This is a genomic window from Dyella dinghuensis, from assembly GCF_003977615.1.
GTDB lineage: Bacteria > Pseudomonadota > Gammaproteobacteria > Xanthomonadales > Rhodanobacteraceae > Dyella_B > Dyella_B dinghuensis.
This window is the reverse complement of the sequence record NZ_RYZR01000001.1, coordinates 159,108-183,531: the sequence shown is the minus strand read 5'-3', so window position 1 is coordinate 183,531 and position 24,424 is coordinate 159,108. Positions and strand designations below refer to the sequence as shown.

General features: G+C 59.4%; 27 protein-coding genes. 8 read left to right on the top strand and 19 right to left on the bottom strand.

Annotated elements, in window-relative coordinates; all coding sequences use genetic code 11:
• Positions 1-25 precede the first annotated feature (25 nt).
• The 3 genes from EKH79_RS00880 to EKH79_RS00870 all read right to left on the bottom strand — a co-directional run bounded on the left by EKH79_RS00880 (position 26) and on the right by EKH79_RS00870 (position 1,977).
• A complete protein-coding gene (locus EKH79_RS00880; protein ID WP_126671898.1) occupies positions 26-424 on the bottom strand; it encodes a hypothetical protein in 399 nt (132 codons plus the stop codon).
• A gap of 137 nt (positions 425-561) precedes the next feature.
• Positions 562-1,293, bottom strand: a complete 732-nt coding sequence (locus EKH79_RS18925) for a hypothetical protein (protein WP_199754070.1) — start codon at positions 1,291-1,293, stop codon at positions 562-564.
• A gap of 78 nt (positions 1,294-1,371) precedes the next feature.
• Positions 1,372-1,977: a rhomboid family intramembrane serine protease gene (locus EKH79_RS00870; protein WP_126671897.1), complete on the bottom strand. Its 606-nt coding sequence runs from the start codon at positions 1,975-1,977 to the stop codon at positions 1,372-1,374.
• Positions 1,978-2,083: 106 nt separating this feature from the next.
• Here EKH79_RS00870 and EKH79_RS00865 point away from each other — a divergent pair, with 106 nt between their 5' ends.
• Positions 2,084-2,965 (top strand): PhzF family phenazine biosynthesis protein, encoded by an 882-nt coding sequence (locus tag EKH79_RS00865; RefSeq protein ID WP_126671896.1) that lies wholly within the window; start codon positions 2,084-2,086, stop codon positions 2,963-2,965.
• A 13-nt stretch (positions 2,966-2,978) separates the two neighbouring features.
• On the opposite strand, the gene EKH79_RS00860 is transcribed toward EKH79_RS00865, so the two are convergent.
• Positions 2,979-3,872, bottom strand: coding sequence for an NAD(P)-dependent oxidoreductase (locus EKH79_RS00860; RefSeq protein WP_126671895.1), 894 nt, complete (start codon positions 3,870-3,872; stop codon positions 2,979-2,981).
• Between the two features lie 64 nt (positions 3,873-3,936).
• A complete protein-coding gene (locus EKH79_RS00855; protein ID WP_233590111.1) occupies positions 3,937-5,115 on the bottom strand; it encodes a BaiN/RdsA family NAD(P)/FAD-dependent oxidoreductase in 1,179 nt (392 codons plus the stop codon).
• A gap of 98 nt (positions 5,116-5,213) precedes the next feature.
• Between EKH79_RS00855 and EKH79_RS00850 the strand changes: the two genes are divergently transcribed.
• Positions 5,214-5,696: a YajQ family cyclic di-GMP-binding protein gene (locus EKH79_RS00850; RefSeq protein WP_126671893.1), complete on the top strand. Its 483-nt coding sequence runs from the start codon at positions 5,214-5,216 to the stop codon at positions 5,694-5,696.
• A 47-nt stretch (positions 5,697-5,743) separates the two neighbouring features.
• Here the strand turns inward: EKH79_RS00850 and EKH79_RS00845 are convergent, their stop codons facing one another.
• The 3 genes from EKH79_RS00845 to EKH79_RS00835 form a co-directional block, all read right to left on the bottom strand.
• The gene (locus tag EKH79_RS00845; RefSeq protein ID WP_126671892.1) at positions 5,744-6,433 is read right to left on the bottom strand and encodes a DUF1345 domain-containing protein; all 690 of its coding nucleotides are present in this window, start codon (positions 6,431-6,433) and stop codon (positions 5,744-5,746) included.
• Positions 6,430-6,705, bottom strand: a complete 276-nt coding sequence (locus tag EKH79_RS00840; RefSeq protein ID WP_126671891.1) for a GNAT family N-acetyltransferase — start codon at positions 6,703-6,705, stop codon at positions 6,430-6,432. The genes EKH79_RS00845 and EKH79_RS00840 overlap by 4 nt, the downstream gene beginning before the upstream one ends.
• Positions 6,706-6,791: 86 nt before the next feature.
• The gene (locus EKH79_RS00835) at positions 6,792-7,868 is read right to left on the bottom strand and encodes a 3-deoxy-7-phosphoheptulonate synthase (RefSeq protein ID WP_126671890.1); all 1,077 of its coding nucleotides are present in this window, start codon (positions 7,866-7,868) and stop codon (positions 6,792-6,794) included.
• A 272-nt stretch (positions 7,869-8,140) separates the two neighbouring features.
• On the opposite strand from EKH79_RS00835, the gene EKH79_RS00830 reads away from it, so the two are divergent.
• Together EKH79_RS00830 and EKH79_RS00825 are read left to right on the top strand one after the other, a co-directional pair.
• The gene (locus tag EKH79_RS00830) at positions 8,141-8,569 is read left to right on the top strand and encodes an FKBP-type peptidyl-prolyl cis-trans isomerase (protein ID WP_126671889.1); all 429 of its coding nucleotides are present in this window, start codon (positions 8,141-8,143) and stop codon (positions 8,567-8,569) included.
• 107 nt (positions 8,570-8,676) lie between these two features.
• Positions 8,677-9,480, top strand: a complete 804-nt coding sequence (locus tag EKH79_RS00825; protein WP_126671888.1) for an SH3 domain-containing protein — start codon at positions 8,677-8,679, stop codon at positions 9,478-9,480.
• A 75-nt stretch (positions 9,481-9,555) separates the two neighbouring features.
• Here EKH79_RS00825 and EKH79_RS00820 read toward each other — a convergent pair whose 3' ends face one another.
• Positions 9,556-11,115 (bottom strand): protein adenylyltransferase SelO, encoded by a 1,560-nt coding sequence (locus EKH79_RS00820; protein WP_126671955.1) that lies wholly within the window; start codon positions 11,113-11,115, stop codon positions 9,556-9,558.
• A 141-nt stretch (positions 11,116-11,256) separates the two neighbouring features.
• On the opposite strand from EKH79_RS00820, the gene EKH79_RS00815 reads away from it, so the two are divergent.
• Positions 11,257-11,460, top strand: a complete 204-nt coding sequence (locus EKH79_RS00815; protein WP_126671887.1) for a hypothetical protein — start codon at positions 11,257-11,259, stop codon at positions 11,458-11,460.
• A 17-nt stretch (positions 11,461-11,477) separates the two neighbouring features.
• Here the strand turns inward: EKH79_RS00815 and EKH79_RS00810 are convergent, their stop codons facing one another.
• From EKH79_RS00810 to EKH79_RS00790, 5 genes are all read right to left on the bottom strand, one after another.
• Entirely contained in the window at positions 11,478-12,194 is a 717-nt protein-coding gene (locus EKH79_RS00810; RefSeq protein WP_126671886.1) for a pseudouridine synthase, read from the bottom strand.
• Positions 12,191-13,255 (bottom strand): class I SAM-dependent methyltransferase, encoded by a 1,065-nt coding sequence (locus EKH79_RS00805; RefSeq protein WP_126671954.1) that lies wholly within the window; start codon positions 13,253-13,255, stop codon positions 12,191-12,193. Before EKH79_RS00805 ends, EKH79_RS00810 begins: the two co-directional genes overlap by 4 nt.
• A 101-nt stretch (positions 13,256-13,356) precedes the next feature.
• Positions 13,357-15,357, bottom strand: coding sequence for an OPT family oligopeptide transporter (locus EKH79_RS00800; protein ID WP_233590110.1), 2,001 nt, complete (start codon positions 15,355-15,357; stop codon positions 13,357-13,359).
• A gap of 129 nt (positions 15,358-15,486) precedes the next feature.
• Positions 15,487-16,005 (bottom strand): hypothetical protein, encoded by a 519-nt coding sequence (locus EKH79_RS00795; RefSeq protein ID WP_126671884.1) that lies wholly within the window; start codon positions 16,003-16,005, stop codon positions 15,487-15,489.
• A 178-nt stretch (positions 16,006-16,183) separates the two neighbouring features.
• Positions 16,184-16,393, bottom strand: a complete 210-nt coding sequence (locus EKH79_RS00790) for an oxidoreductase-like domain-containing protein (RefSeq protein ID WP_126671883.1) — start codon at positions 16,391-16,393, stop codon at positions 16,184-16,186.
• 122 nt (positions 16,394-16,515) lie between these two features.
• On the opposite strand from EKH79_RS00790, the gene EKH79_RS00785 reads away from it, so the two are divergent.
• Entirely contained in the window at positions 16,516-17,667 is a 1,152-nt protein-coding gene (locus tag EKH79_RS00785; RefSeq protein WP_126671882.1) for a glycoside hydrolase family 18 protein, read from the top strand.
• A gap of 23 nt (positions 17,668-17,690) precedes the next feature.
• On the opposite strand, the gene EKH79_RS00780 is transcribed toward EKH79_RS00785, so the two are convergent.
• Both EKH79_RS00780 and EKH79_RS00775 read right to left on the bottom strand, forming a co-directional pair.
• Positions 17,691-18,473, bottom strand: a complete 783-nt coding sequence (locus EKH79_RS00780) for a class I SAM-dependent methyltransferase (protein WP_126671881.1) — start codon at positions 18,471-18,473, stop codon at positions 17,691-17,693.
• 117 nt (positions 18,474-18,590) lie between these two features.
• A complete protein-coding gene (locus EKH79_RS00775) occupies positions 18,591-19,181 on the bottom strand; it encodes a 2'-5' RNA ligase family protein (protein ID WP_126671880.1) in 591 nt (196 codons plus the stop codon).
• Between the two features lie 76 nt (positions 19,182-19,257).
• Between EKH79_RS00775 and EKH79_RS00770 the strand changes: the two genes are divergently transcribed.
• A complete protein-coding gene (locus tag EKH79_RS00770) occupies positions 19,258-20,058 on the top strand; it encodes an SDR family oxidoreductase (protein WP_126671879.1) in 801 nt (266 codons plus the stop codon).
• A gap of 6 nt (positions 20,059-20,064) precedes the next feature.
• Here EKH79_RS00770 and EKH79_RS00765 read toward each other — a convergent pair whose 3' ends face one another.
• Positions 20,065-20,568, bottom strand: coding sequence for a DinB family protein (locus EKH79_RS00765; RefSeq protein WP_199754068.1), 504 nt, complete (start codon positions 20,566-20,568; stop codon positions 20,065-20,067).
• 348 nt (positions 20,569-20,916) lie between these two features.
• Between EKH79_RS00765 and EKH79_RS18920 the strand changes: the two genes are divergently transcribed.
• The gene (locus tag EKH79_RS18920; protein ID WP_199754067.1) at positions 20,917-22,161 is read left to right on the top strand and encodes a YXWGXW repeat-containing protein; all 1,245 of its coding nucleotides are present in this window, start codon (positions 20,917-20,919) and stop codon (positions 22,159-22,161) included.
• Between the two features lie 84 nt (positions 22,162-22,245).
• Here EKH79_RS18920 and EKH79_RS00755 read toward each other — a convergent pair whose 3' ends face one another.
• A complete protein-coding gene (locus tag EKH79_RS00755) occupies positions 22,246-23,097 on the bottom strand; it encodes a DUF3014 domain-containing protein (RefSeq protein ID WP_233590109.1) in 852 nt (283 codons plus the stop codon).
• A 158-nt stretch (positions 23,098-23,255) separates the two neighbouring features.
• Positions 23,256-24,242, bottom strand: coding sequence for a sulfotransferase family protein (locus EKH79_RS00750; RefSeq protein WP_126671878.1), 987 nt, complete (start codon positions 24,240-24,242; stop codon positions 23,256-23,258).
• Between the last annotated feature and the right edge of the window lie 182 nt (positions 24,243-24,424).

Here is a 24,424-nt window from a genome sequence, read left to right as displayed (position 1 = left end):
ATTCTGGCGGAAGACTTAACTCCGGTCAGTGATGATAGCCACCGCCGCCGGAATGTCCGCCACCGTACGACCCGTGCGATGCAGCGTGGCCAGACCATCCACCATGGCCACCGTAATATCCGCGGCCGTAGTAACCCCGCCCGTAATATCTGCCCCCGTAATAACCACCACCCCACCAGCCGCCTACAACGGTCGGCCCGTAACAGCAGCCCCAACCGTATCCATATCCGTAGGGGTAATAGCCGTAGCCGGGGTAGTAACTGTAATAGCCGGCCGCGGGAGCGCTGCCGTAATAGACATCGCCTCCATAACCGTTGCCTTGTACGTAGCTATAGCCCGGGGCGACGTAACAACCGGAAAGCGCACCCGTAAGCAGAACCAAAGCAAGGGCTGCAAGCAGGCGTTTGGTGATTGAGGTTTTCATAGCGCGGGCTCCGTCCGACTGATGCTGATTAGTACGTTAATCCTGCACCGTTGAATCAGCCCTGAGCAAAAAAGCAACAGAGCCGGCTTTTCAGGCCGGCTCTGGGTCGAAATATCAAACGCAAAACGAAAATTCGATCAGCTTTTGCCGTTCTTGCCTTGATCGCCACGCGCATGCGCGACGTGGTTATGCACGGCTTCCGCAGATGGCTTGCCGGCATTGCCATGCAGATCGCCATTTTCGCCCTGAGGCACTGACGTGGCTCCCGGCCACGTTGGTCCCTGCTTGACGCGATCCTGCTTGGCTTTGAGCAATGCCTGAATGTGCGCAACCGCTTCTTCGGGACTGATGTGATTGTGACTCTCAGCCGTCGTGGAGGCAGTTGAAACGGATTCTTTGGGCTTGCTGGGCTTCGCCTTTTTGGGCGCGACCGGTTTTGCCGGCGCCACAGCGGCTGGCTTCGCGACGGCAGGAGCCGCCGGCTGGCTGACTACCTTCTTCTCGACCGCGGCTGGTTTGGGCGCCGCTACTTTCTTCGCGAGTGCCTTCTTTGCGGGCGATTTCTTCACCGCACTCTTTGTCTTGGGTGCGGGGGAAGCGGATTTGCGGGCGGGAGCTTTTTTCGCCGTCTTCTTTACGGCCTTGCTGGCCGGAGTCTTTTTTACGACCTTTTTTACGGCTTTCCAGGTGACCTTTTTTGCCGCCTTGCGTGCTGTTTTCTTCGCGGCCTTCTTGCTGGCCGCTACTTTTTTTACGGTCTTTTTAGCCGCTGCTGACTTACGGGCCGTCTTCTTTCCAGTTGAGCTGGCGCGTTTGGATGCCTTGCGGGCCGCGGACTTCTTCGCGGCAAACTTGCGGGTCGTTGCCATGCGTGGGTACTCCGGCGGTAATGAGTAAGATCACAGTCTCATCTTCAAGATGTATACGCAATGAGCAAGTGCCGAAAATCACATGCCCGGCTGCGACAGCTGCTCCAGGAAAGTCGACAGCACACCTGGATTCACCACGACGGTAAACACCACGCCGTACGCTGCACCCCACAGATGCGCACTGTGATTGATATTGCCGCGCCCTTGATGGTCCATGTAGACCGAATAGCCCACATAAAGCACCGCATAAATGATGGCCGGCACAGGCAAAAAGTACACGTAGATCCTGGCCCAGGGCGCATACAGAATGAATGCGAACAGCACGGCAGACACCGCGCCCGAAGCCCCCAGGCTGCGATAGGTAGAGTTGTGCCGATTTTTCAGATACGTGGGCAGAATCGAAATGATCAGGCCGCCGACGTAAAACAACACGAAGCCGAACTCGCCCAGCGATTCATTGATGCGCGGCTCCATGACTCGGCCGAAGAAAAACAGCGTGATCATGTTGAAAAGCAGGTGCGAGAAATCGGCGTGAATCAGTCCGTAGGTAATCAGGCGCCAATACTGTTTTTTCCGCTCGATAGCCGGCGGCCAGAGGATCAGATCATCGATCAGGCTTCGGTTGCTGAAAGCCACGAACGAGACAATGCTCGTGACGGCCAGGATAAGGAGCGTAAACAGCATATGACGATTCCGACAATGTTTTGGAATTCCGCCATCTTGACGTTCACGGGCCAAGTTGTCGACGGCTAGAATGCACGATCACGCCTCGCCCGCACGTCTCTACCCCATGAACCCTGTTCGCTATATGCACCTGGATGTCTTCGCCGCCAGTCCCGGCGGTGGCAATCACCTTGGCGTGGTCACGGATGCCGCGGGTTGGAGCGACGCGCAGATGCAGCGCTACGCGCGCTGGACGGATCTGGTGGAAACCACCTTCCTTCTTCCACCCGACGACCCCAAAGCCAGTTACCGCGTACGCATCTTTACGCCGCAGAAAGAGATCGCCTTTGCAGGCCATCCCAGCGTAGGTAGTGCGCACGCGGTGCTCGAATGCGGGCTGGCTACGCCGAAAGACGATCTGCTTTGGCAGGAATGCGGTGCCGGCGTACTACCGATACGTGTGGAAGGCAGTGGTGCGCAACGAACGCTGTTATTGCAATCGCCCGCCGCACGCGTGGTGAAAACAGGCTTGCATGCGCATCCGCTACTGGCGCCGACGCTCAACGGCATCAGCCTTGGTACGTTGCCGCCCGCGCTGGTCGATGGCGGTCGCCGCTGGTGGTTGGCCGAATGCGTGGATGAAGCAAGCCTGCGCACCTGGAAGCCAGACCATAGTGCGATTGGCGCGCTCGCCGTAGCGAGCGGCAGCATGGGCTTATGTGCGTTCGCGCGCAGCAAACATCCAGACTATCAGCTCGTCGTGCGCGCATTTCCCTCGGGTGTGGGTATCGTCGAAGATCCCGCATCGGGTGCAGCCAATGGATTGATCGCTGCTTACCTCGCCCATGCCGAACCCAACGGTTCTCTTGCGCAGGGTTATTCGGTAAGCCAGGGACGCGAAATGGGTCACGATGCGCTGCTGATCGCGCGCATCAGCGATGGCAACATCTGGATTGGCGGGCGAACCAACACCGTTATCGATGGCACGCTGCAGTGGAACGGCGTTTAGCGGCTAAACTTTTCTAGCCGTCCTTTTTGCGTTTATCCAGATTGGCGCGACGTTCCGACACCCGCGCAAGCGCCGACAAATCCATCGATTCGGCGCCATCCGCCAAAGCTTCCAGCAAGCTGTCGCGCAAGACACCAGCCAGCGGCATGGGCACCTTCGCAGCGTGGCCGGCATCCTGCGCCAGCATCACGTCTTTCAATCCCAAAGGCAGTGCGAAGCCCGGCGGTTGAAAGCGCTGCTCTGCGATCGACTTACCGTAAACCTGATAAACAGGCGACGCAAACAAGGTGCTTGTCATCAGCTCAAGAAAGTCGTGCGTACTGACGCCGTACGCCTTGGCAAGCGTCGATGCCTCGGCCATGCTTTCGATAGCGGTGACGATCATGAAGTTACCCGCAAGCTTCACCACGTTGGCGCGCTCGGGCAATTCGCCCATCGGCCAGATTTTTCCGGCCATCAGCTCAAGTAACGGCCGGGCTTTTTCGATCGCACTCGCCTGTCCGGCAACGAGGATATTGAGCTTCCCCGCTGCAGCCACGTCAGGCCGGCCAAACACTGGCGCTGCCACGTAGCTCAGTCCGTGCTTGGCGTGTTCTTCGGCAAGCTGCCGTGCGAGCGCGATGGAAATCGTGGCGTGATTGACATGCACGGTGCCCGGGTCCATGGCGCCGAGCAAACCGCCGTCGAGAAATAGTTCACGCACGGCCTGATCGTTCGACAGCATGCTGTGAACGACTTCACCCTGTACAGCGCGATCGGGCGTACTCGCCACCTTGGCGCCCAGCGACGCCAGCTTTTCCGACGCGGCCTGCGATCTATTCCAGACGGTGACCTGATGCCCAGCCGCAACAAGATTGCTGGCCATCGCACTGCCCATCGCGCCAAGCCCGATAAAACCTACTTTCATGATCACATCTCCACACCGCAAGCGTGCACTTCAGCACGACAGATGTTCAGCCGCCGCGAAACGTCTAGACAACCTCGCCTGCGGCATGACCGGATGCCCACGCCCACTGAAAGTTGTAGCCGCCCAGCCAGCCGGTGACATCGACCACTTCGCCAATGAAATAAAGACCAGGCACGATCTTGGATTGCATGGTGGCCGATGAAAGGCCGTCGGTATCCACGCCGCCCAGTGTCACCTCTGCGGTGCGATAGCCTTCCGTACCGCTGGCGACGATGGGCCAGTCGTGCAGCTGATCGCCGATGTCACGCAGCTCCGCATCGCGATACTGACGCATGGGGCGGCTGGCGAACCGCAACTCGCTAAGACGTTGCGCGAGACGCTTCGGAAGCAAATCGCCCAGTACATTGCGAAATTCCGCTGCTGGTCGTGCGGCGCGCTGATCGACCAGCCAATCGCCAATGGATTGCTGAGGCGAAAGATTCACGCGCAGGTCGTCGCCCGGCTGCCAGTAAGACGATATCTGCAGAATGCACGGCCCGCTTATTCCGCGATGCGTAAACAACAAACCTGCGCGAAAACTTCGCTTACCTACGCGCGCTTCGGCAACCGGCAATGCAACACCGGCGAGATCTGCATAATGTTCTTGATGCTTGCCGCTCAACGTCAGCGGCACCAACCCCGCGCGTGTCGCCAGTATGTTGTGGCCGAACTGCCGCGCGAGTTCATAACCGAATCCGCTCGCGCCCATGCTGGGAATCGACAAGCCACCGCTGGCAACGACCAGTGAATCGGCATGCACTTCGCCCCGGGCTGTCAGCACACTGAAACCTTCTTCGTTCTTGCGTACTTTTTGCACGCCGCAGTCGACTTCGACGCGCACATGCACCGCCGCGCATTCATCCAGCAACATGCGCAGAATTAATTTCGATGATTCCTCGCAGAACAGTTGTCCAAGTTCTTTTTCGTGGTAGGCGATGCGATGCTTTTCCACCAAGGCGATGAAATCGGACGGCGTGTAACGCGCCAGCGCCGACTTGGCGAAGTGCGGATTTCCCGAGACGTATTGGGCTGGCGTAACGCCGAGATTGGTGAAATTGCAACGGCCGCCGCCGGACATCAGGATCTTTTTGCCGGGCTTGTTGGCATGATCGAGCACCAATACGCTGCGCCCGCGCTGCCCGGCCGTGATGGCGCACATCAAGCCCGCTGCACCGGCGCCGATGACCAGGACATCCACTTTCACGCGATCACCGCCTCTTCGCCGCCGGACTGCACATCCATGCATTATCCAACAGATGCATGCCTTACACTTATCGCCTACCCCAGCAAAGGACACTGGCCATGCCTTCCTTCGATGTCATCTCCGAGGTCGACAAGCACGAATTGACCAACGCGGTCGATCAGGCCAATCGCGAGCTCGCCACCCGCTTCGATTTCAAGGGCACCGACGCCAAGTTCGAGCTCGACAAATTCGTCATCACGCAAATCGCCCCCAGCGAGTTTCAGCTGCAGCAGATGATGGACATTCTGCGCAGCCGCCTGGCATCGCGGAAAATTGATGGCCGCGCGCTGGACGTGGCCGATCCGGAAGTGAACCTGGCCGGCGCACGGCAGAAGATCACCGTGAAACAAGGCATCGAACAGCCCGTCGCCAAGAAGCTGGTAGCGACCTTGAAAGAAGCCAAGTTGAAGGTGGAAGCGCAGATCAATGGCGACAAACTGCGCGTGACCGGAAAGAAACGCGATGACCTGCAACTGGCGATGGCCGTATTGCGTAAAGCCGAGGTCGAACTTCCGCTTCAGTTCGACAACTTTCGCGACTAAGTCGGCATACTTTCATCGTGGCTTGCGCCGGGATGAAAGACTTTCGACTACGCAAGCCCCGCAGCGATATTCACGCTGATGGCAATAATGAACACATTGAAGAAGAACGCCACCACGCTATGCAGCAATGCCGTTCGCCGCAGCGTGTGACTGGTGATCTGCACGTCGGACACCTGAAAGCACATGCCGATCACGAAGGCGAAATACACAAAATCCCAGTAATCGGGCTGCTTCGTGCCCGGAAAATCCAGGCCTTCGTGTTGCTTGCCGAAATCGCCGTAGTAGCCGTGTGCGTAGTGCAAGGCATACATCGTGTTCATGAAAAGCCAAGACAGCACGATGCTGAGCGCGGCCATGCCCATGGCCTTCGCGCCGCCGCCCTTGGCGGCATGCAGTTCGGTGGATAGTGCCACCAGCACGACCACCGAAAGCGCAACAGCAATCCAGAGTGTGCTGCGACGCCCGGTATCCTGACCCGACGCTTGCCGGCACATGTGTTCCGCCGTGACGCGATTGAACATGCGCGCCAACATGGTGAGATAGAGCAACACACCGACATCGAAGCTGAGCAGAAGCGCCGAGGCAGGTTTCACGCGCGACAGTATCAGCACGACAAATACCGTCAGAAAGACGACCGTGGAAATCGCCAACCAGGGACGAGCGCGCACAAAACGGATAGGTGCCCACCGTCGACGCGCCGATCGCGCCGGCATCTTTCCGTCGCTGGACGCATTCATGCACGCAGATCCGCGTATTCGGGATGACGCTCGCTCCACACGCGTGCATAACTGCAAGCCGGCACCACTTTCCAACCCTCTCGCCGCGCCTGCTCATAGGCGGCGCGCACCAGCTCTCCGGCAATACCACGGCCGCCCACTTCAGGCGGCACACCGGTGTGGATAATAGTCATCACCTGCCCCTGCAAGGTGTAATCGAGCTCGCAGGTGAAGCCTTCCACCGTTGTTTCAAAACGGTGTGCCGAAGCCAGGTGCTGGATGTTCACTGTCATGGTGCGTTTCCGCTCGTCGCCAAGCACAAGCATAGAACGCATCGCCGTCGCCCGCAGAGCCCTTCGCTTCGACACCCTCGGTTGACTCAGGCGGCTGCCTGCGCTGCAAGGTTTTTACGACGGCGGCGCACGGCCTCGGCCAAGCGATCCAGCACCTGCACCGAGGCTTCCCAGCCGATGCAGCCGTCGGTGATGCTCTGACCGTACGTGAGTTCGCATCCCGGGACGAGATCCTGCCGTCCCGCGACCAAGTGGCTTTCCACCATCACGCCCTGTATCCGCGTATCGCCAGCTTCGAGTTGCGCGGCAATGTCGGCGACGACGCGCGGCTGGTTGTCCGGTTGCTTGCCGCTGTTGGCGTGGCTGGCGTCGATCATCAAGCGCTCCGCCACGCCGGCCTTGGCCAACGCGCTGCATGCAGCGGCAACGTTGGCGGCATCGTAGTTCGGCAATTTGCCGCCGCGCAGGATCACGTGGCAATCCTCATTGCCGTGCGTACTGGCAATGGCGGTGCGGCCGCTCTTGGTGACGGCCATGAAATGATGCGGTTGCGCGGCAGCAAGCACAGCATCTACCGCAATCTTGATATTGCCATCCGTTCCGTTCTTGAAACCGACGGGGCATGACAAACCTGACGCCAGTTCGCGGTGCGATTGACTCTCAGTCGTGCGTGCACCGATCGCGCCCCACGCTACGAGATCGGCGATGTATTGCGGCGTGATGAGATCTAGAAATTCGCAACCGGCCGGCAGACCAAGCGCGTTGATGTCGCACAGCAACCGGCGCGCCAGATGCAGCCCTTTGTCGATGTGATAACTCTCATCGAGATCCGGGTCGTTGATCAAACCTTTCCAGCCCACCGTGGTGCGCGGCTTTTCGAAGTACACGCGCATGACGATTTCCAATGCGTCGGCGTGTCTCTCGCGCTCGGCGACGAGACGGCGGGCGTATTCCATCGCGGCGTCGGTGTCGTGAATCGAGCACGGACCAATGACGACGGCGAGGCGATCGTCTTCACCCTTCAAAATGCGATGCAACGCGCTGCGCGACGCAGCGACTGTGCTCAGCGCCAGGGGATGCGGCTGGCAATCCCGCATGACATCGGCGGGACTGGCGAGCTCTTTTATTTCACGTATGCGTAAATCGTCGGTGAGGCTGGTCATGGGAAACTCCTTTGGACGTAACCGGCGACCAACAAAAAAGCCGCCAGGTTGGCTGGCGGCTTTTTCGAGGAAAGTGGGTGATCTGGTTAGTTACGATCGCGCACCATGCTCCGCCGCCGGCTTCGGATAGCCATAAAACCAGAAGTAATAGCGGTGGGAGGCGATGATCATGGGGTAAGTGATACCACATCACAGTGCCGAAGCCAAACAGCTGCACGGCATAAAACAATGCGCTAACGTCGCGTTATTCATTCGATTTCTGGGGGTTGTACATGGCTCGTCGGTTGGTCTTTCTGGTTGCGGCCACTCTGGTCCTAGGCGGTTTCGGACTGCGTACTGCGCAGGCCGACGACGTCGCCAAGCTCACGATTACGGACCAGAAAGTAGGCACGGGCGATACAGCGCGCGATGACTCGGAAGTCGAGATCAACTACACCGGTTGGCTCTACGACGCGAAGGCCCCGGATCACCACGGTGCGAAGTTCGATAGTTCATACGACAGTGGGCATCCGCTGACTTTTACCATTGGCGCCGATCAGGTCGTGCCCGGCATGGATAAAGGGGTCAAGGGTATGCGCGTCGGCGGCAAGCGCGAGGTGATCATTCCCTCCAGTCTCGGTTACGGACGCCGCGGCGCGGGCGGCGATATTCCGCCCAACAGCGCGCTGATATTCGATATCGAGCTGATGGAAGTGCACTGACCGCCATCCCGAACGGAGTGCGATGCATTCTTTCGGGAATTGAGCCATGATGCGCGGGCATTAACGTCGTACGTCCACCACCGCTGTAACGCTTGGAGGATTGCTCGATGAAGCGAACGCTATGGTCGCTCGTGACCGCCCTGTTAGTGCTGTTCCCTGCCATGGCGTTTGCCGCGGACGGTTATGTCACCGGCAACGTCAATCTGCGTGCCGGTCCGGATTCCCAATATCCCGTCATCCAGGTGATCCCCGTGGGTGCGCCTATTTCCATCCAAGGCTGCACGGCGGGATGGCAGTGGTGCGACGTGATTGTCGGTCCGAATCGCGGATGGGTGGCGGGAACGTACATCCAATATATGTATAACAGTCAACCTGTGTATGTGGCCGACTACGGCGCGCAGATCGGCATTCCGATTGTGTCGTTCGTGATTGGCACTTACTGGGGAAACTATTACGCCAACCGGCCGTTCTATCGCGATCGGCAGCGCTGGTACTCGCGGCCGATTCCGATTCGTCCGCCGCCGCGGCCACCGCGTCCGCCCGTGCGTCCGCCGGGTGGCAGACCGCCGCCGCCAGGTGGTAATCGCCCACAACCGCCGGGCGGTGGAAACCGGCCGCAACCGCCGGGTGGAAACCGCCCACAGCCGCCAGGTGGTGGCAATCGCCCCCAGCCTCCGGGCGGCGGCAATCGCCCTCAACCGCCAGGTGGCGGCAACCGGCCGCAGCCCCCGGGCAACGGCAATCGCCCGCAACCGCCAGGTGGTGGCAACCGGCCGCAGCCTCCGGGTGGTGGCGGCAATCGGCCGCCTCCGCAGGGTGGCAATAACAACCGGCCCCCGCAGAACACACGGCCTGCGCCTCGTCCGAATCCACAGGGCAACAACGGAAACAACAATAACAACGGCAACTGACTTCGGACCGGTAAATGCTTACGCTGCGCCCCGATGCCCTCAGGCACCGGGGCGCAATCGTTTTTACGCGACGATTTAAGAGCTGCAGGAAAGCATCGAACAACCCGCGCGCGACTTCGCCCACTCAGGCCGCTTTTGCGCGTAGTGCTCGCGGCCGGGCTGTTCGTCGTAGGGATGACGCAACACCTCGAGCAAGGTGTTGATGCCTTCGTAGTCACCTTCCGTAGCGCGATCGATCGCTTCCTGCGCGAGGTAATTGCGCAATACGTAGAGAGGATTGGCGCCGTGCATGCGCTGCTTGCGCTGCTCCGGCGTTAGTGCGTCCTCGCGCAATCGATTGGCGTAATCGTCCAGCCAGTTGCGTAGATACACTTCACCAGCGGCCCGCCTTGCATCGTCATAAAACGCGTGCTGCAACGGTTCAATGCTTGGCGCATGAAGATCGATATCGCTCAACGCACGGAAGAACAGCGTCATATCCACTTCGCTTGCTTGCATCCATTGATGCAGTCGTTCCATGCGGGATAGATCATCGTCGCGGCATTCAGCCAAACCGAGCTTGGCCGCGACGTTGCGCTTGTCCTGCAACACGTATTCCGCAGCGTAACGATCCAGCCCCGCCTGCAGCGGAGCGACGTCCCCGAACAACGGCGAGATGGCCGCGGCAAGACGGCTGAGATTCCACCACGCAACATTCGGCTGTTGGCCGAAACGGTAACGGCGGCGCATCGCGTCCGTGGTATTGGGCGTCCAGTCCAGATCGAAATCGTCGATCCAGCCATAAGGGCCGTAATCGATGGTGAGGCCGAGAATCGACATGTTGTCGGTATTCATCACACCGTGCACAAAACCTACGCGCATCCAGTGCGCGACCATGCGCGCGGTGCGTGCGCAAACGTCGGCGAACCAGTCGGCATAACGCGTTTCATCGGATCCGCTTAGATCCGGGAAATCGCGCTTGATTGTGAAATCGACGAGCTGCTGCAGTAGGGCAATCTCCCCGCGGGATGCCGGTAATTCGAAGTGGCCGAACCGGATAAAGGATGGTGCGACGCGGCAGACAATCGCGCCCGGTTCGTCCTGGGGATGTCCGTCGTAAAACATATCGCGCTCCACGCTGTCGCCCGTCACGACGAGACTGAGCGCGCGCGTGGTCGGAACACCCAGGTGGTGCATGGCTTCGCTGCAAAGGAATTCACGGACCGACGAGCGCAAGACGGCCCTACCGTCCGCACCGCGCGAATATGGCGTCGTACCGGCCCCTTTTAGTTGTAGCTCCCAGCGCTTGCCCTGCGGCGTGAGCACTTCGCCCAGCGAAATGGCGCGTCCATCGCCCAGCTGCCCGGCCCACACCCCGAATTGATGGCCGCCGTAGTTGGATGCCCACGGCTGCATGCCCTCCAAAACACCGTTTCCACCGAAGACCTGCGCAAAAAAGGGACTGGCAATGTCCGCCGGGGTGAAGCCAAGCGTCTCCGCCATCTCGCGTGACCAAGCCACGGTGCGTGGCGCAGTCACCGGAGCGGGATCGACTCTGGAATACACCGCGCCCTGTACCTGCCGGGACCCGCGGCCGCCGTCGGGGTCGCCCGGAAGATCCCGTACGAAAGCGTTGTCGAAGTTCAGTTTTGTCAAAGGCATGAATGTGGATATCCGGCCGAAAGCGGTTACATCAAGTCAGCTCAAAAATATCTCTTCACGATCTCTATACATCTCTCGTAAAAGCTTGCTAGAGTTCGATCACGGTCGCACAGGGGCGGCCGGTGGAGTGAAGAAATGCACATGCTTCTTGCTCGTTCCGCCTTGGTGCGCGGAATGCAGCTGGTAGCAGGGATGCTCTCAGTAGTGGCTTTGCAGGACGCCAAAACAACAACAAAAGAAAGTGCTCCGGAGTTCAATCTGGTTTCCTGGACTTCCCAAGCACGTTCTCGCCGCGAAGACGAATTGGCTCGCAGTCGCCTTTCGCAAATCGGATCGTAATTGAACAGCCGGCAATCCTAGCGATCTGCCGGCTGGCTTCCAAAGATCAGCGAAATCTCGCTTGAAGCGAGCTGTCGCCACGCGCCAGCATCCAATCCTTTCAGATTCAAGTCGCCGACAGCCGTGCGCTGCAACGTTTCGACATGATTACCTGTGGCCGCAAACATCCTGCGCGCCTGGTGATAGCGACCTTCCGTGAGAATCAAGCGCGCATGACGTGGCCCAAGCACATCCAATTGCGCTGGCAACAATGGTGTTGTTTCCGACTCGAGCATCAACGTGCCGCTTGCAAACAAGGCTTGTTCGTCACCGCGGAGATCTTGCGCCAGCGTAGCCTCGTAGACTTTGGCGATTTGCGCGCGTGGCGAGATGATTCGGTGCAGTAGTGCGCCGTCATCGGTAAACAGAAGCAAGCCGGATGTGTCGCGATCCAGTCGTCCAACAGTGGACAACGCTGGCGTTCGTGCACGATATCGCGGCGGAAGAAGATCGTAGACTACGCGACCGGTATCCTTGCGCGAACACGTGACGCCCAACGGTTTGTGCATCATTAACACGATCCCCGCGGGAGGATCCAACGGTTCACCATCGATGCGAATCTGCGCGTGCTCGACCTTATCGTCGGCGTACAGCACGTCGCCATCCGGATCGGTAATGCGCCCTTCGCGAAACATCCACGCAACATCTTTGCGCGTGCCGTAACCGAGATTGGCAATCAACCTGACCAGCCTCATGCGCGCACGCCTCTCGCCTCAATCACTTTGAAACCATCTTGTTCAATCACGGTATGTACTTGTTCGAAATGTGCGGAGAGTGTGGATTCATATGGTAAATGGCGGTTGGCGACAAGCAAAAAACGCCCGCGCGAAACCAGCGCATTCGCTGCCCGCGCAATGAATGCACGTCCGAGATCGGGCAGATCTGCCCTGCCCTGGTGGAACGGTGGATTGCTGACGACCGCGTCATATCGCTGATCGATGCCGGTCGTGATGTCGTGCCAATGCACGTCGAATGCAATGTCTCGTCCGCTTGCGCGGATCGCCTGCTGCAGATTGAGCCGCGCGGGCTCCAGGGCACGCGCTTCAGCCTCGTAAAGATCGATGGAAGACACATGCGGACATCGTGCGACGATCTGCGACGCGAGATAACCGTAGCCTGCGCCGAAATCTGCGACATGCCCTCGCAGATCGTCGGGCAGATGCATCGCAAGAAGTGCCGATGCGCTATCCACTCGATCCCAGGCGAACAATCCCGGACGGCTTAGATAACCGGCTGCATTCGGCTGCAATCGATCGAGCGCGAGCCACGACGACTGCAACGATGCATCACGCGCGGACGATTGCGACACACCCCAAAATACGCGGCACTTGTGCTTGGACACATGACTGACGGTGCCGATCAACGCCGTCAAATCCGCTTGTGCCGATTTTGCGCCTTCGGCATTCGGCACGCATGCCAGGACGATGCCACCACCATCAGCATGATGCGCAGCCCGTGCAAAGAACGCGCGTGCCTCGTCACGTTGCCGAGGCGGCAGTACAAGCACCAGATCGAAACGCCCATCATCGGCAGCCTCGCCGACAGTCAGGCCACTGCGTGTCAACGCCTCTGCGAATGGCTTGAAACTCTGTTCGCACAACCAGTCGCGCTTAGCGACTTCGCGTAACCGGAATCCGTCGCGCGCACGAAGAAACAACACACGAGCATCGCTGGACAAGAGCAGCGAGCCGTCGGAAAGAGGCAGAAAGAGCGCATCCAGCACCGCATCGGGCGTGGACGCATGGATACCGACCATGGTCAAGCGGATGCATCCGGTGGATTGAATGCGCACATTGTACGCGCGCCCGCACGGAAGCACAGGAGCGGCGGCTTCGGCAGCCGCCGCTCCCTAACGACTTAGCTCTTCTGACCCACTCGCGCAATCCAGCGATACATGGCGAAAATCACGGCGGCAAAAGCGACCCCGCCGATCCAGATCGAAGCGTTCTGGAAGCTGTCGCCCACCAGCGCCAGCGGCGTGGCTTTGCCGGAGAACACGACGATGGCAGCGACCACTACACCGATGATGCTCTCGCCGACGATCATGCCCGAGGCAAGCAACACCCCAAGCTGCTTGGTCGCTTCGGCCTTCGGCGTGCGATCGGCGCGCTTGTCGAAATACCAGCCGACGACCGCGCCGACCACGATCATCAACGTGGTCGATGTCGGCAGATAGATACCCAGTCCAACCGCAAGCGGCGGCAAGCGCATCGATGTTTTGGCCAGCCCCAGCACCTCGTCGAGAATAATGATGCCCGCACCGATAAGGCCGCCGGTGATGATCAGGTTCCAATCGATATTGTTCTGAATCACGCCTTGCGCCAACGCAGAAATGAGACCGGCCTGTGGCGCTGGCAGTGCATGCGCGGGATCGACACCTGGCGCGCCGAGGAACCCGTACGCGTGATTGAGCAGATCGAGCACCGGCGGAATGACAATGGCGCCGGCGATCACACCGATAACCAACGCGACCTGCTGTCTCCACGGTGTCGCGTCCACCAACTGGCCGGTCTTGAGATCTTGCAGATTGTTGTTGGCAATCGCCGCGACGGCGAACACGACAGACGTTATGAACAGCGCAAAAGCCACCAGCGCCTTACCTGAATCGGCCGGCAGATCCGACTTTACGCCGATCACCAGCAGTAGCGCCGCGATGATCACCACCAGAATGCCGATACCCGATAGCGGACTGTTGGACGAGCCGATAAGTCCGGCCATGTAGCCGCATACGGTCGACACCAGGAAGCTAAGAATCAGCACGAACAAGACGCCGCCGATGACCAGCAATGTCGTGTGTGAGCCCAGACCGCTGACGACGCTGAAGTTGCCCAGCAGCCACGCAATCGGCAGCATGCAGATCAGCACGATCAAACCCACGATGCCGATGGGAATATCCTGTTCGGTACGCGGCAGCGTGTCGCCCTTGCCCGCCTTGCGCACACGCGACGCAGCCATCGCCGAACTCAGACCACTGAAGACAGGCTTGACGAGTTTCGCAAGCGTCCAGATCGCCGCAACGCCAATGGTGCCTGCGCCGACGAACCGCACGTAGTGGTTCCACGCGCCTTGCGCGACATCCGATACGTCGCCCGCCGCGGGATGAAGCAGCGTGAAGTGCGGCACCGCCCAGCCCCAGCCGATCAATGCACCGACCAACATAGCGACACCCACCCACAGTCCCACCAGATGGCCGACGGCGAACAGGGCGAATGACAGACTGAAATCGTAGCCGCTCGCCGAACCGCGATCGCCGATGCGGAAATACTTGGCAACGTCGCTGGCGAAAATCTGTGTCTGCACGATGATGTAAAAAACCGCTGACACGACCGTGCCGACCACGACCGCCATCAGTCCGGCCGTACCGCCTTCGACCGACGCCGAGTCGGACGCTTCAACGACTTCACCCGAGCCGACCTTCAGCACCTCGGCACAGGCCACACCTTCCGGATACGGCAGATCCGAATCGGTGACCAGCGCGCGGCGCAGGGGAATGGTGTACATCACACCGAGAATGCCGCCCGACGCGCAGATGCCGAAGGAAACCCAGAACGGGAAGCCCGTCCACCAGCCGACCATGATCAGGCCCGGCAACACGAAGATGATCGATGAGAGCGTGCCCGCGGCCGAAGCCACCGTCTGCACGATATTGTTTTCTTGCATCGTCGCGTTCTTCATGGCGCGCAGGATCGCCATGGAGATAACCGCCGCAGGAATCGACGTGGCAAACGTCAGGCCGGCCTTCAGGCCAAAGAAAACGTTGGCGGCCGTGAACACCAGCGTGATCACGATGCCGATGATCAGGCCACGGAGCGTAAGTTCGGCACGCGGTGTCGCGCCAGGTCCAGGTACTGCATTCACGGGCGGTTCTCCCCAAAACTGTCCAGCTAACAAGATAGCGTGGATCGCTCGCAGGATGTTGGTGGAGCTTGCCCGAATCATCGTGGGCGCCCACTGCGGGGCGCCCCACATTGCCTTATTTCAGCGGCTTTATTTGAGATGCCGCAAGTCGCCGCCAACCTGCCCGGCGATATCTGCAGATCCATCGGCCACCAGTTTCGCCAGCGCATCGGCATAACCCTGGTCGCCAGCCCCGCCGGCCACGGCCGTCGAAACGTGGGTCTTGTAATCGTGTGCCGTGTCGAAACCGCGCGCCCAGAACGAGCAGTGCAATCCCATGTCCATGGCCACATCGCCCGGTGCCTTGTCCTGATCGACACGCAACGTGGCGGTCAAAGCTGTGCAGGTCACCACGAGATTGGTGAAATAGTCGCCATTCAACCGAGAACCCAGCTGGGATTGCACCGCAGCCGACAGGTCGGGCGACGGCTGCAGCGTCAACTTGTGATCCAGCCCGCGTACTTCCAGTTGAGGCTCGCCACCCTTGACGGTAAGCCATGGCGCAGCGCCCGGCGTGACCAGTGTGCCTATCGGAGCATGCGCGACCATCTCTTGACCGCCGCACGCAGAAAGCAGCGCCGTCGCGGCGATGATTAGAAAACGTTTCATTTTTGGATTCCCCCTACATACACGCATGAATCTAATGCAGCGCAGCAACACGTTCAATGTCTGGACATGCGCGGTGCGACGTGCGTCGCCATCCGGGCCGGTGTTTGGCCATGCTAAACCGTGGGTGATGACTGCTTGGCGCGTCCCGACAAAGCCGCTTTTGAGCAAAGCTGTCAGCTCAAACGCCCGCATCGACGCCAGGGTGACGCACGCGCCACGCCGCCAACGCTTCGCGATAGTGCTGCCGCGCTTCCTCGTAAAGATCGAAGATGCACGGATCGCAACCATTTCCGCAGCAGTCTGCCATATCGGGCTCGACGGGAGGCCGCGGCGGCGGGTCGTCGCGCAGGAGAGCATCGTTAGGCGTGTCGTCGGTCATGGGTCGCATCAGGTTCTTCGGCACCACGATGGCGCTGTCGTGGGCCGACTTCAAGCGGTCAATATGAGGAAGGGTACTTTGCGGCGCGAGGACATGCTGCGAAGATCGAGAGCCCTACCCACGGAGCGCAGATGATGCGTGGCAGTTCCTTCCTTCGTCCGGCACGCATCATTTCAAGCTTGCTGTTGCCCATCCTGATGCTTGCGATCCAAACGGATGCCGTTGCGGCGGCAGCATCGCCCGCGCCGTATCGCATCGTCGGCTACGCGTCCGGCTGGAACCCGCTGCAGACCAAAGACGCAGGGAAGATCGACACGCTGATTTTCGCCTTCGCCCAGCTGAAAAACGGCAGCGTGGTTCTCGACGACAACGGCGCGAAGCGACTGCAGGATCTGATCGCGCTGAAATCGAAGAACCCGAGACTTAAAGTGACGATTTCTGTGGGTGGATGGACCGTTGGCGGTTTTTCCGAAGCCGCCAGTACGCCCGCCGGGCGCGAACAATTTGCGGACAGCGCCGCGCAGCTTATCGCCGCGCAACATGCCGATGGACTTGATGTGGATTGGGAATACCCGGGCCATCACGAGTCGGGCATCAAATCCAGCCCCGAGGATAAAACCAACTTCACGCTGTTGTTGAAGGCAGTCCGCGCGAGTCTCGATCGAGCCGGTGCCGCAAACGGTCGTACCGGTGCGAATCACTACATGCTCAGTGTCGCGATTGCCGATGGCCCGTTTGTCAGCGGTGTGGACATTGCTGCGATCAATCCATATCTGGATTGGTTCAATCTGATGACGTACGACTTCGTCAACAGCGCGACGCCAACAACCGGCCATCACACCGGCTTGCATGCATCTGCACTGATCACTGGCGATGGACGCACCACGGATCGCGCCGTACAGCAGTTCCTGGCAGCGGGAGTTCCGCCGCAAAAACTAGTCATTGGCGCTGCACTCTACGGTCGCGAATTTGCCGATGTGAAACCGGAGCACAACGGTCTTTACCAGACTTACGGCACGTACGTAGGCGGGCACAATTGGCCCGATTTGAAGCACGACGTCATCAACAAGCGGGGTTACATACGCTATTGGGACGATGCAGCCCAGGCGCCATGGTTATGGAACCCGAAGACGCATCACTTCATTACCTACGATGATCCGCAATCGATTGCCGCGAAAGCCGCCTACGTAAAGGCGCAGCACCTGGGCGGCATCATGTATTGGGAGCAGACGCTTGACTCAGGCGACGAACTGCTCAACGACATGTGGCGCGGGCTGCAGTAACGGCAGCCCGCACCAATGGTTCATCAACCCGGCTTGCGGAAGCGGAACATGAACTGATCGGTATGGCCGCGTATCGATGAATCGAACACCTTGATGGTGTGCGAATCCTTCGGATTACGCAGCGCATTGCTCTCGCCGGCGAAGACAAATCCCACCGACTCCACCTGCTTCTTCACGATCTCCGGATCGATGCGGTGCAAAGTGTCGGTGTCGGCCATGCCCGAGCCGGCGGGCGCAACATGATCGATCACCACAAACAGGCCGCCAGGTTTCAGCGCCGCGTAAACCTGTTTGTCGAAGGCCACCGGATCGACATGCCCCATGAACTGATCCGGATAGTCGTGATAGTTCTGCGAGGTGAAAACCACATCGACCTGCTCGGGCACGCTCAATTGCGCAGCGGGTTGCTTGAGCACCGATACATTCGCGTAATGCGGATCGGCGGCCAGCTTGTCGGAACCCGCGACATCGTCCACCGCTTCCGCACCGTATTCATTCGGCCACAGCGCATAGACATGCCCTTTCGAACCGACAATGCCGCTGAACACGCGCGTGAAATAACCACTGCCCGGAATCAGCTCCAGTACTTTCTGCCCGGGTTTTACCTGGCTAAAAACCATCACGTCGGTAATCTTGCGGCGCGCGTCGACGGTTGCGTCTTGCGCACGAGCGGGATCGTTGACGGCGGCTCTTACATACGGCGGCACGTAATACACGGCGTGCATGCTGTTCTGCTCGGGCGCTTGCGCCAGAGCAGCACCTGACGCAGCAAGCGCTACCAGTAGCGCGATCGATAACGGACGCATGACGATCTCCTGATTTGGGTGCGGGCCTGAGGGGGACGAGCCGCATGATTGTGCGCCGGCCCTGTGCTGCCGCCTATCTGACCTTTGGCCCATATGCGCCTGTCGGCGATCGAGCGCTTAGGTCAACAACGGCCAACTGCCTAGAATCTGATAACCACCTTTGCCGATACCGTTGTATATCAACAGAACGCGTTCGACGTGCCAGGTGATGGGCACAACCGGAGTAATGGCCGGCAGTTCGCGACGCCCGTACGCCAACGTCACATGCGGTACGACCTTATGGTCGACATGGCGTTGCAATCCCGCATAGACGAGTGCCGTATTCAACGCCTCTAAAAGCGTCGTGAACGGTTTGGGCACAACCGTGCTGCGCAGTACGCAGGGCGGTTGATGACCGCGAAAACTCGCAACGTAATCCAATGTCCAGCTGAAAGACGGCGCTTTCAGGTTTTCACCCGCAGCCTTGGCCTTCCTGACGATATCTTCCGGGAAGATGGGAAACTCACCGAGGAAATTCAGCGTGGCGTGATAGCGCTTCGCGTTGATCCAGCGCGGATGAATATCGGCGTGTTGCTGTTCGACCAATCCCGCCGCACGGCTGATGCCATGGCGTGCGTTCTCATCCGGCATCACCGCAAAAAACAGGCGATGCCTGCCGGGCGGTTCTCCCGATGGCGGGCCAAAGAGATCTGTCTGGACATCAGGCATACGGCGAATTGTACTCCCTCACTCCATGAGGGTGCGCTAGTCTTCCCAGCCTCGGTCACAAACGGACGAATCCATTATGTCCATCGCACCTATCATCACTGCGCACGATGCGCTGCCTCTACAAGATCGTGTTGTTGCCATCACGGGCGGTGCGCAAGGTATCGGTCGCGGCATTGCACAAGCGGTTCTTGGCGCCGGCGGCTCGGTGATGATCGGCGATCTGGATGTCGAAGCGGGACACGCATGCCTGCACGAATGGAACGTCGGCAAGCGCGCTGCTTTCAGGCAGCTCGATGTATCGCGTGAAGCAAGCGTGCGGCGCTGGATCAATGCTGCACTCGCGCACTTTGATCGAATCGATGGACTGGTCAACAACGCTGGCATCGCAGATCCCCACCGGCAGCCGCTGCACGAACTCTCGCTGGATACATGGAACCGGTACATCGGCACCAATCTCACGGGCGCATTCCTGTGCAGCAAATACGCGCTGCCATCGATAAAGAATGCGGGCGGCGCCATTGTCAACATCGCGTCCACGCGTGCCTTGCAATCGGAACCAGACACCGAAGCTTACGCTGCAAGCAAAGGTGGCCTTGTTGCGCTCACGCATGCCATGGCGGTGAGTGCGGGACCTGCCGTGCGTGTCAACGCCATTCTGCCGGGATGGATCGCTACGGACGCGTGGAAAAAACCCCAGGCGCGTCACCAGCCTAAACTCAGCAAGCGTGACCATATTCAACATCCAGCGGGGCGCGTCGGCACGCCGGAAGATATCGGTGCTCTGGCCGTTTACCTGCTAAGCGGTGCGTCAGGTTTCGTCACCGGCCAGCATTTTGTCGTCGATGGCGGCATGACGATCAAGATGCAATACGTCTGACGGCGATTAACCGGCCGCTTCGCGCAGAAAGACGGGCAAGTCGGTCGTGGGCGGATAAGCGGAGATGTTGTACATCATCGTCGCCACATGCCCGCGGTGATACGTGGTGTGGTTGACCACATGCATCAGGATGTCGCCACGCGACATGGCGCCCTCCCCGCCACCGATGAACGTGAAATGCACCGTCTCGCTCAACGATGCCTCATCGAGTGATTGCGCGTACTGCACATACCAGTCGTCGATGTTTTCCTGCGCCGCGCGCAGCGTTTCGAATGCCGGACAATCTTCCGGATTGCGCGACTTGAAGCCGTGCGGCACGCCTTCCAGATGCGCTTTCCAGACCTGATCCATGCAGTACACGTGATTGAGCGTGCGTAGCATGCTGCCGAAGACAATCGGCTGGTGCTCGTTCAAAACCGCTTCCGGCAACGCGGCTAACGACTGAAAGAACAAGCGGTCGGCCCACGTCTTGTAACGCGTGAGCGTGCGCAGATGCTGCAAGTGCGACATAAGAGACTGGCCGGTAACGAGCGATGCGCCATGGTAAACATTTAAGACCCGACGTCACGTATACAACGTTTGGTGGCCGCCCTGTCCACTCGCGTTTCCTTGCGAACCCCTGACGCAAGCCTCCATCAAGAAACAGCCGTCGATCACAAAGCAGGCACGGCGCAGAATCTCGTTTACCTACGATTTTGCTAGCCACAATGTCAATCAGTACAAGGCTTTGCGGCACATACGCGAATCGATACCCAGACTACCCGCTGAACACCAGTGAACTTGTCGTCAAACACCGGTAACCCGTCGAAAGTTTTCTCGCGTTTTCTGCTGTACGGTGCACGCCCAGGAGGACACACCATGAAACAAACTAGTAAAACGCAGACTTTTTCGACCAAGCGCGTATGGCTCATGCGTTCGGCCGCTGCACTGCTCGCGGCAACCGCTGCCCTTGCCGCACTTCCGCAGAAAGCCAATGCCGGCGTCTTTATCGGCGTGGGTATTTCTGTGGGTTTCCCACCGCCGGTGTTGCCGGTTTATGTGCAGCCGCCCATGCCTGAAGTGGGTTACATCTGGACACCTGGTTATTGGGCATGGAACGGCGCGGCTTATTACTGGGTGCCTGGCACTTGGGTGATGCCGCCGTCTTACGGTTTGTTGTGGACGCCTGGCTACTGGGGTTGGGTGGGCGGCGTTTACAGTTGGCACACCGGCTATTGGGGCCCTCACGTTGGCTTCTACGGTGGCGTGAACTACGGCTACGGTTATGGCGGTGTGGGTTACGTGGGCGGTCACTGGGGACCGGGCGGCTTCTACTACAACCGCTCCGTCAATCAGTTCGGTGGCGTGCATGTCACCAACGTCTACAACCAGACCGTCGTCAACAACACGTACATCAACCGCACCAGCTACAACGGTGGCCAGGGCGGCCTGATGGCGCGGGCGACTCCGCAAGAAGAGGCGTTTTCGCACGAGCAACACGTCGGCGCGGTTGAAGCGCAACAGCACCAGATGCAGATGGCCAGCCAGAATCACGCGATGCTTGCATCGGTGAACCATGGTGCGCCGCCGATTGCAGCGACATCGCGTCCAGGTGCCTTTACGGGTGCCGGCGTCGTGGGTGCTCGCGGTGTTCCCGCCTCGGCCGTAGCAGCAGCCGGTGCAGGTCGATTTACACCTGCCGCAGCGAATGCAGCAGCCATGCGTCCAGGTGGCAATACGGCGGCGATGCATTCGGCGAACTTTGCTCCGCATGCAGCAACCCCGGCTGGCAACACGGCCATGCGCTCGGCAAACTTCGCTCCGCACGCTGCGCCTACGGCTAACACGGCCATGCGTTCGGCGAATTACGCGCCGCATAGCGCCAGCAACGGTGCGGCTTATCACCCGGCGAGCGTAAGTCATACGGCCTATACGCCATCGCACGCGTCACAGACGGCGTATCACCCGCAGGCAAGCAGCTATCGCCCAGCGGCAGCTCCGCAGTACCACGCGCCTGCTCAGCAGTATCACGCTCAGGCCGCACCACGGTCCGCTCCTGCACCACATGGAGGCGGCGCACCGCGCTCGAATGGCGGTGGCGGCAACCATCACGATCATGGTTGATGTAGCGAGTGTTTGATTCAACGAAAAGGCCCGCCGAAAGGCGGGCCTCTTTTTTGCGATATACGCCAGTCGCCCGAATGGCGCTTAGTGCGCCACCTGTCCACCGACTACCAACTCCCGAATCATGCGCAGTTTTGCCTTGAGCTGCGCTTCGTTGGCGGGACCCAATCGGATCATCAGCTTTTGTCCTGCCGACAGCGACTGCAAGCGCTGATCGACAAAGATGTAGCGCGGCCCAACCTGCGTGACCGCTACCGGATCGTGCAGATCGGGCGCGGCAAGCATGTCGTCGATGGCGACGACGACACGATCGTTGAAGTAACCGCGCGGATAGCCAAGCTCGCGGTAAGCCTCCTGGAATAACGGATAGTTGTGCTTGTACCAGGCCACCAGCGTGTGCGGATCGATATTCTCCAGCACTGTCATATAGGGCTGATAACGATCCGCATTCTGCGCGCCGATCAAGGTGACGCCGTTAGCCTGTTGCGTCTGCATCGTGCCTTTGGGCGTGCGCAAGGGAAGAATGTTGGTGCTGCCGATGCTCGACCGCGGCAATGCATCGACCGTTGCCACGACGCGAGAAATGATCTGGCTAGGCACCAGCAATGCGCGTAGATCGCCACCGGTCACCAGGCTCGACAACGCATCGAGCACGCTCGCATCGCTATCGACCAGCGCGGGAAGCGCTGCCGTGGATGCCGGCGCTGGGCCTGCCGAGGCCTGCGAAATCGGATGTTGAATGGCTGTTGCAGCACTTGCCGGCGCCATCGGCGCTGCCGACGTCGTGGACGTGCCGGGTGTGCTCGCCGATGTTTCCGGGTTCATGGCCTTGCGTACGAGATACACGCTAGCGACCGCGATGGCGGCCAGGACAGCAATCGCCAGAATCCAGCTGCCGTACGATGCCTGCTTCTTTCTAGTTGCTCTGCGATTCACGGTTCTACCTGTTTCACAATGACGCTCTTATTGTGACAGGCAGAGGCTGAATTTGTTCGTTCGAGGCGTATCGCAGAAACATGCGTTACGCACGACGGTTGTCATGCGCAACGAAAAATATCTTGCTTGATGCGACCTATATGGAATTGACGATCGCGTCAGGCGACGCGATAACGTCCACCCGTGGCGGTATGACCCGCAGCGGCATCTGCCTCGGTATCCGCCGTTTCCACCGGAAGCATCTTGGGCATCTGATCGGGGGTAAGGAAGTAGTCCTCGCGGTTATACGCCAGACTGCTTGCCGCGTAGAGCTCTTCGTACGATGAAAGCCGTTCGCGCAACCATTCGCGCAACTGCGGGCCAAACAGATTTTCCACCTTGCTGTCCGACTGCTGCGGCAAACCGCTGAGTGCGTCGCGCTTCCAGGGCTCGACCTTAGGGTCAGCGATGTTCTGATGGCAGGTTTGATCGAGCTCGACGCTTGTCGACAGGCCAAGGAAACGGCAAAGGCGATGCCATTCGTCAGCCGGATTGCGCGTGAGATCTTCCAGAAAGACGAGATGATGATTGCGCGCGCCGATACACGACCGATGAATCTCGGCCGCACGATTCCAGCGGCGAATCCACTGCATCAAACCGCCACCGAAGGACTTGTTGTCGTACCGCAATTCGGCGTCGGTGATCGACGCAAGCACGTCCATGCCGGGACGAATCACGTGGATGAAACGCGCATCCGGCATGTGCTGTTCGATTTCGAACAAATACAGGAGATGATGCGGCGTCTTCTCGATCCACGCCGAACGACCGGCCTTTGCGGCCAAGCCATCCAGCATGTCGCCAAAATGCTCGACACAGGTTTCCAGAAACAACGGTGCGCGCTTGGATTGATTTTCGTCGCCAAGCAACGAGCGCTGCAGTGCCAGAAATTCACGGCGCCCGTAGCGGCGCGTCAATCCGAGGCGACGCGCAAGACTACGTCGCGCTGGCCGTGCGCCTTCATCACCGAGACGATAATGAAGACCGCCTAACAAGCGCGGAAAGAATCCGGTTTCAGGAAGAGTGAAAACTTCGGGATGTCTGGCCAGCATGGCCTGCACGATGGTGGTGCCCGATCTGGGACACCCGACTACAAAGGTTCGTTGCATGAGCAGCTGCCGCCCCCGTTTTCTGGACTTTTTTAATTACCTGCGTCGGACCACTACGGCGCAACTCGAATTACCAAACGTGTCAGCTTCTTGTAAGTTGACACAACTTACACAATTCGTGCGGTCCCTGTCTAGAAAAAGTTTGCTTTTCCGTAACTTAGGTTAAGCAACGCCGTGCCCGC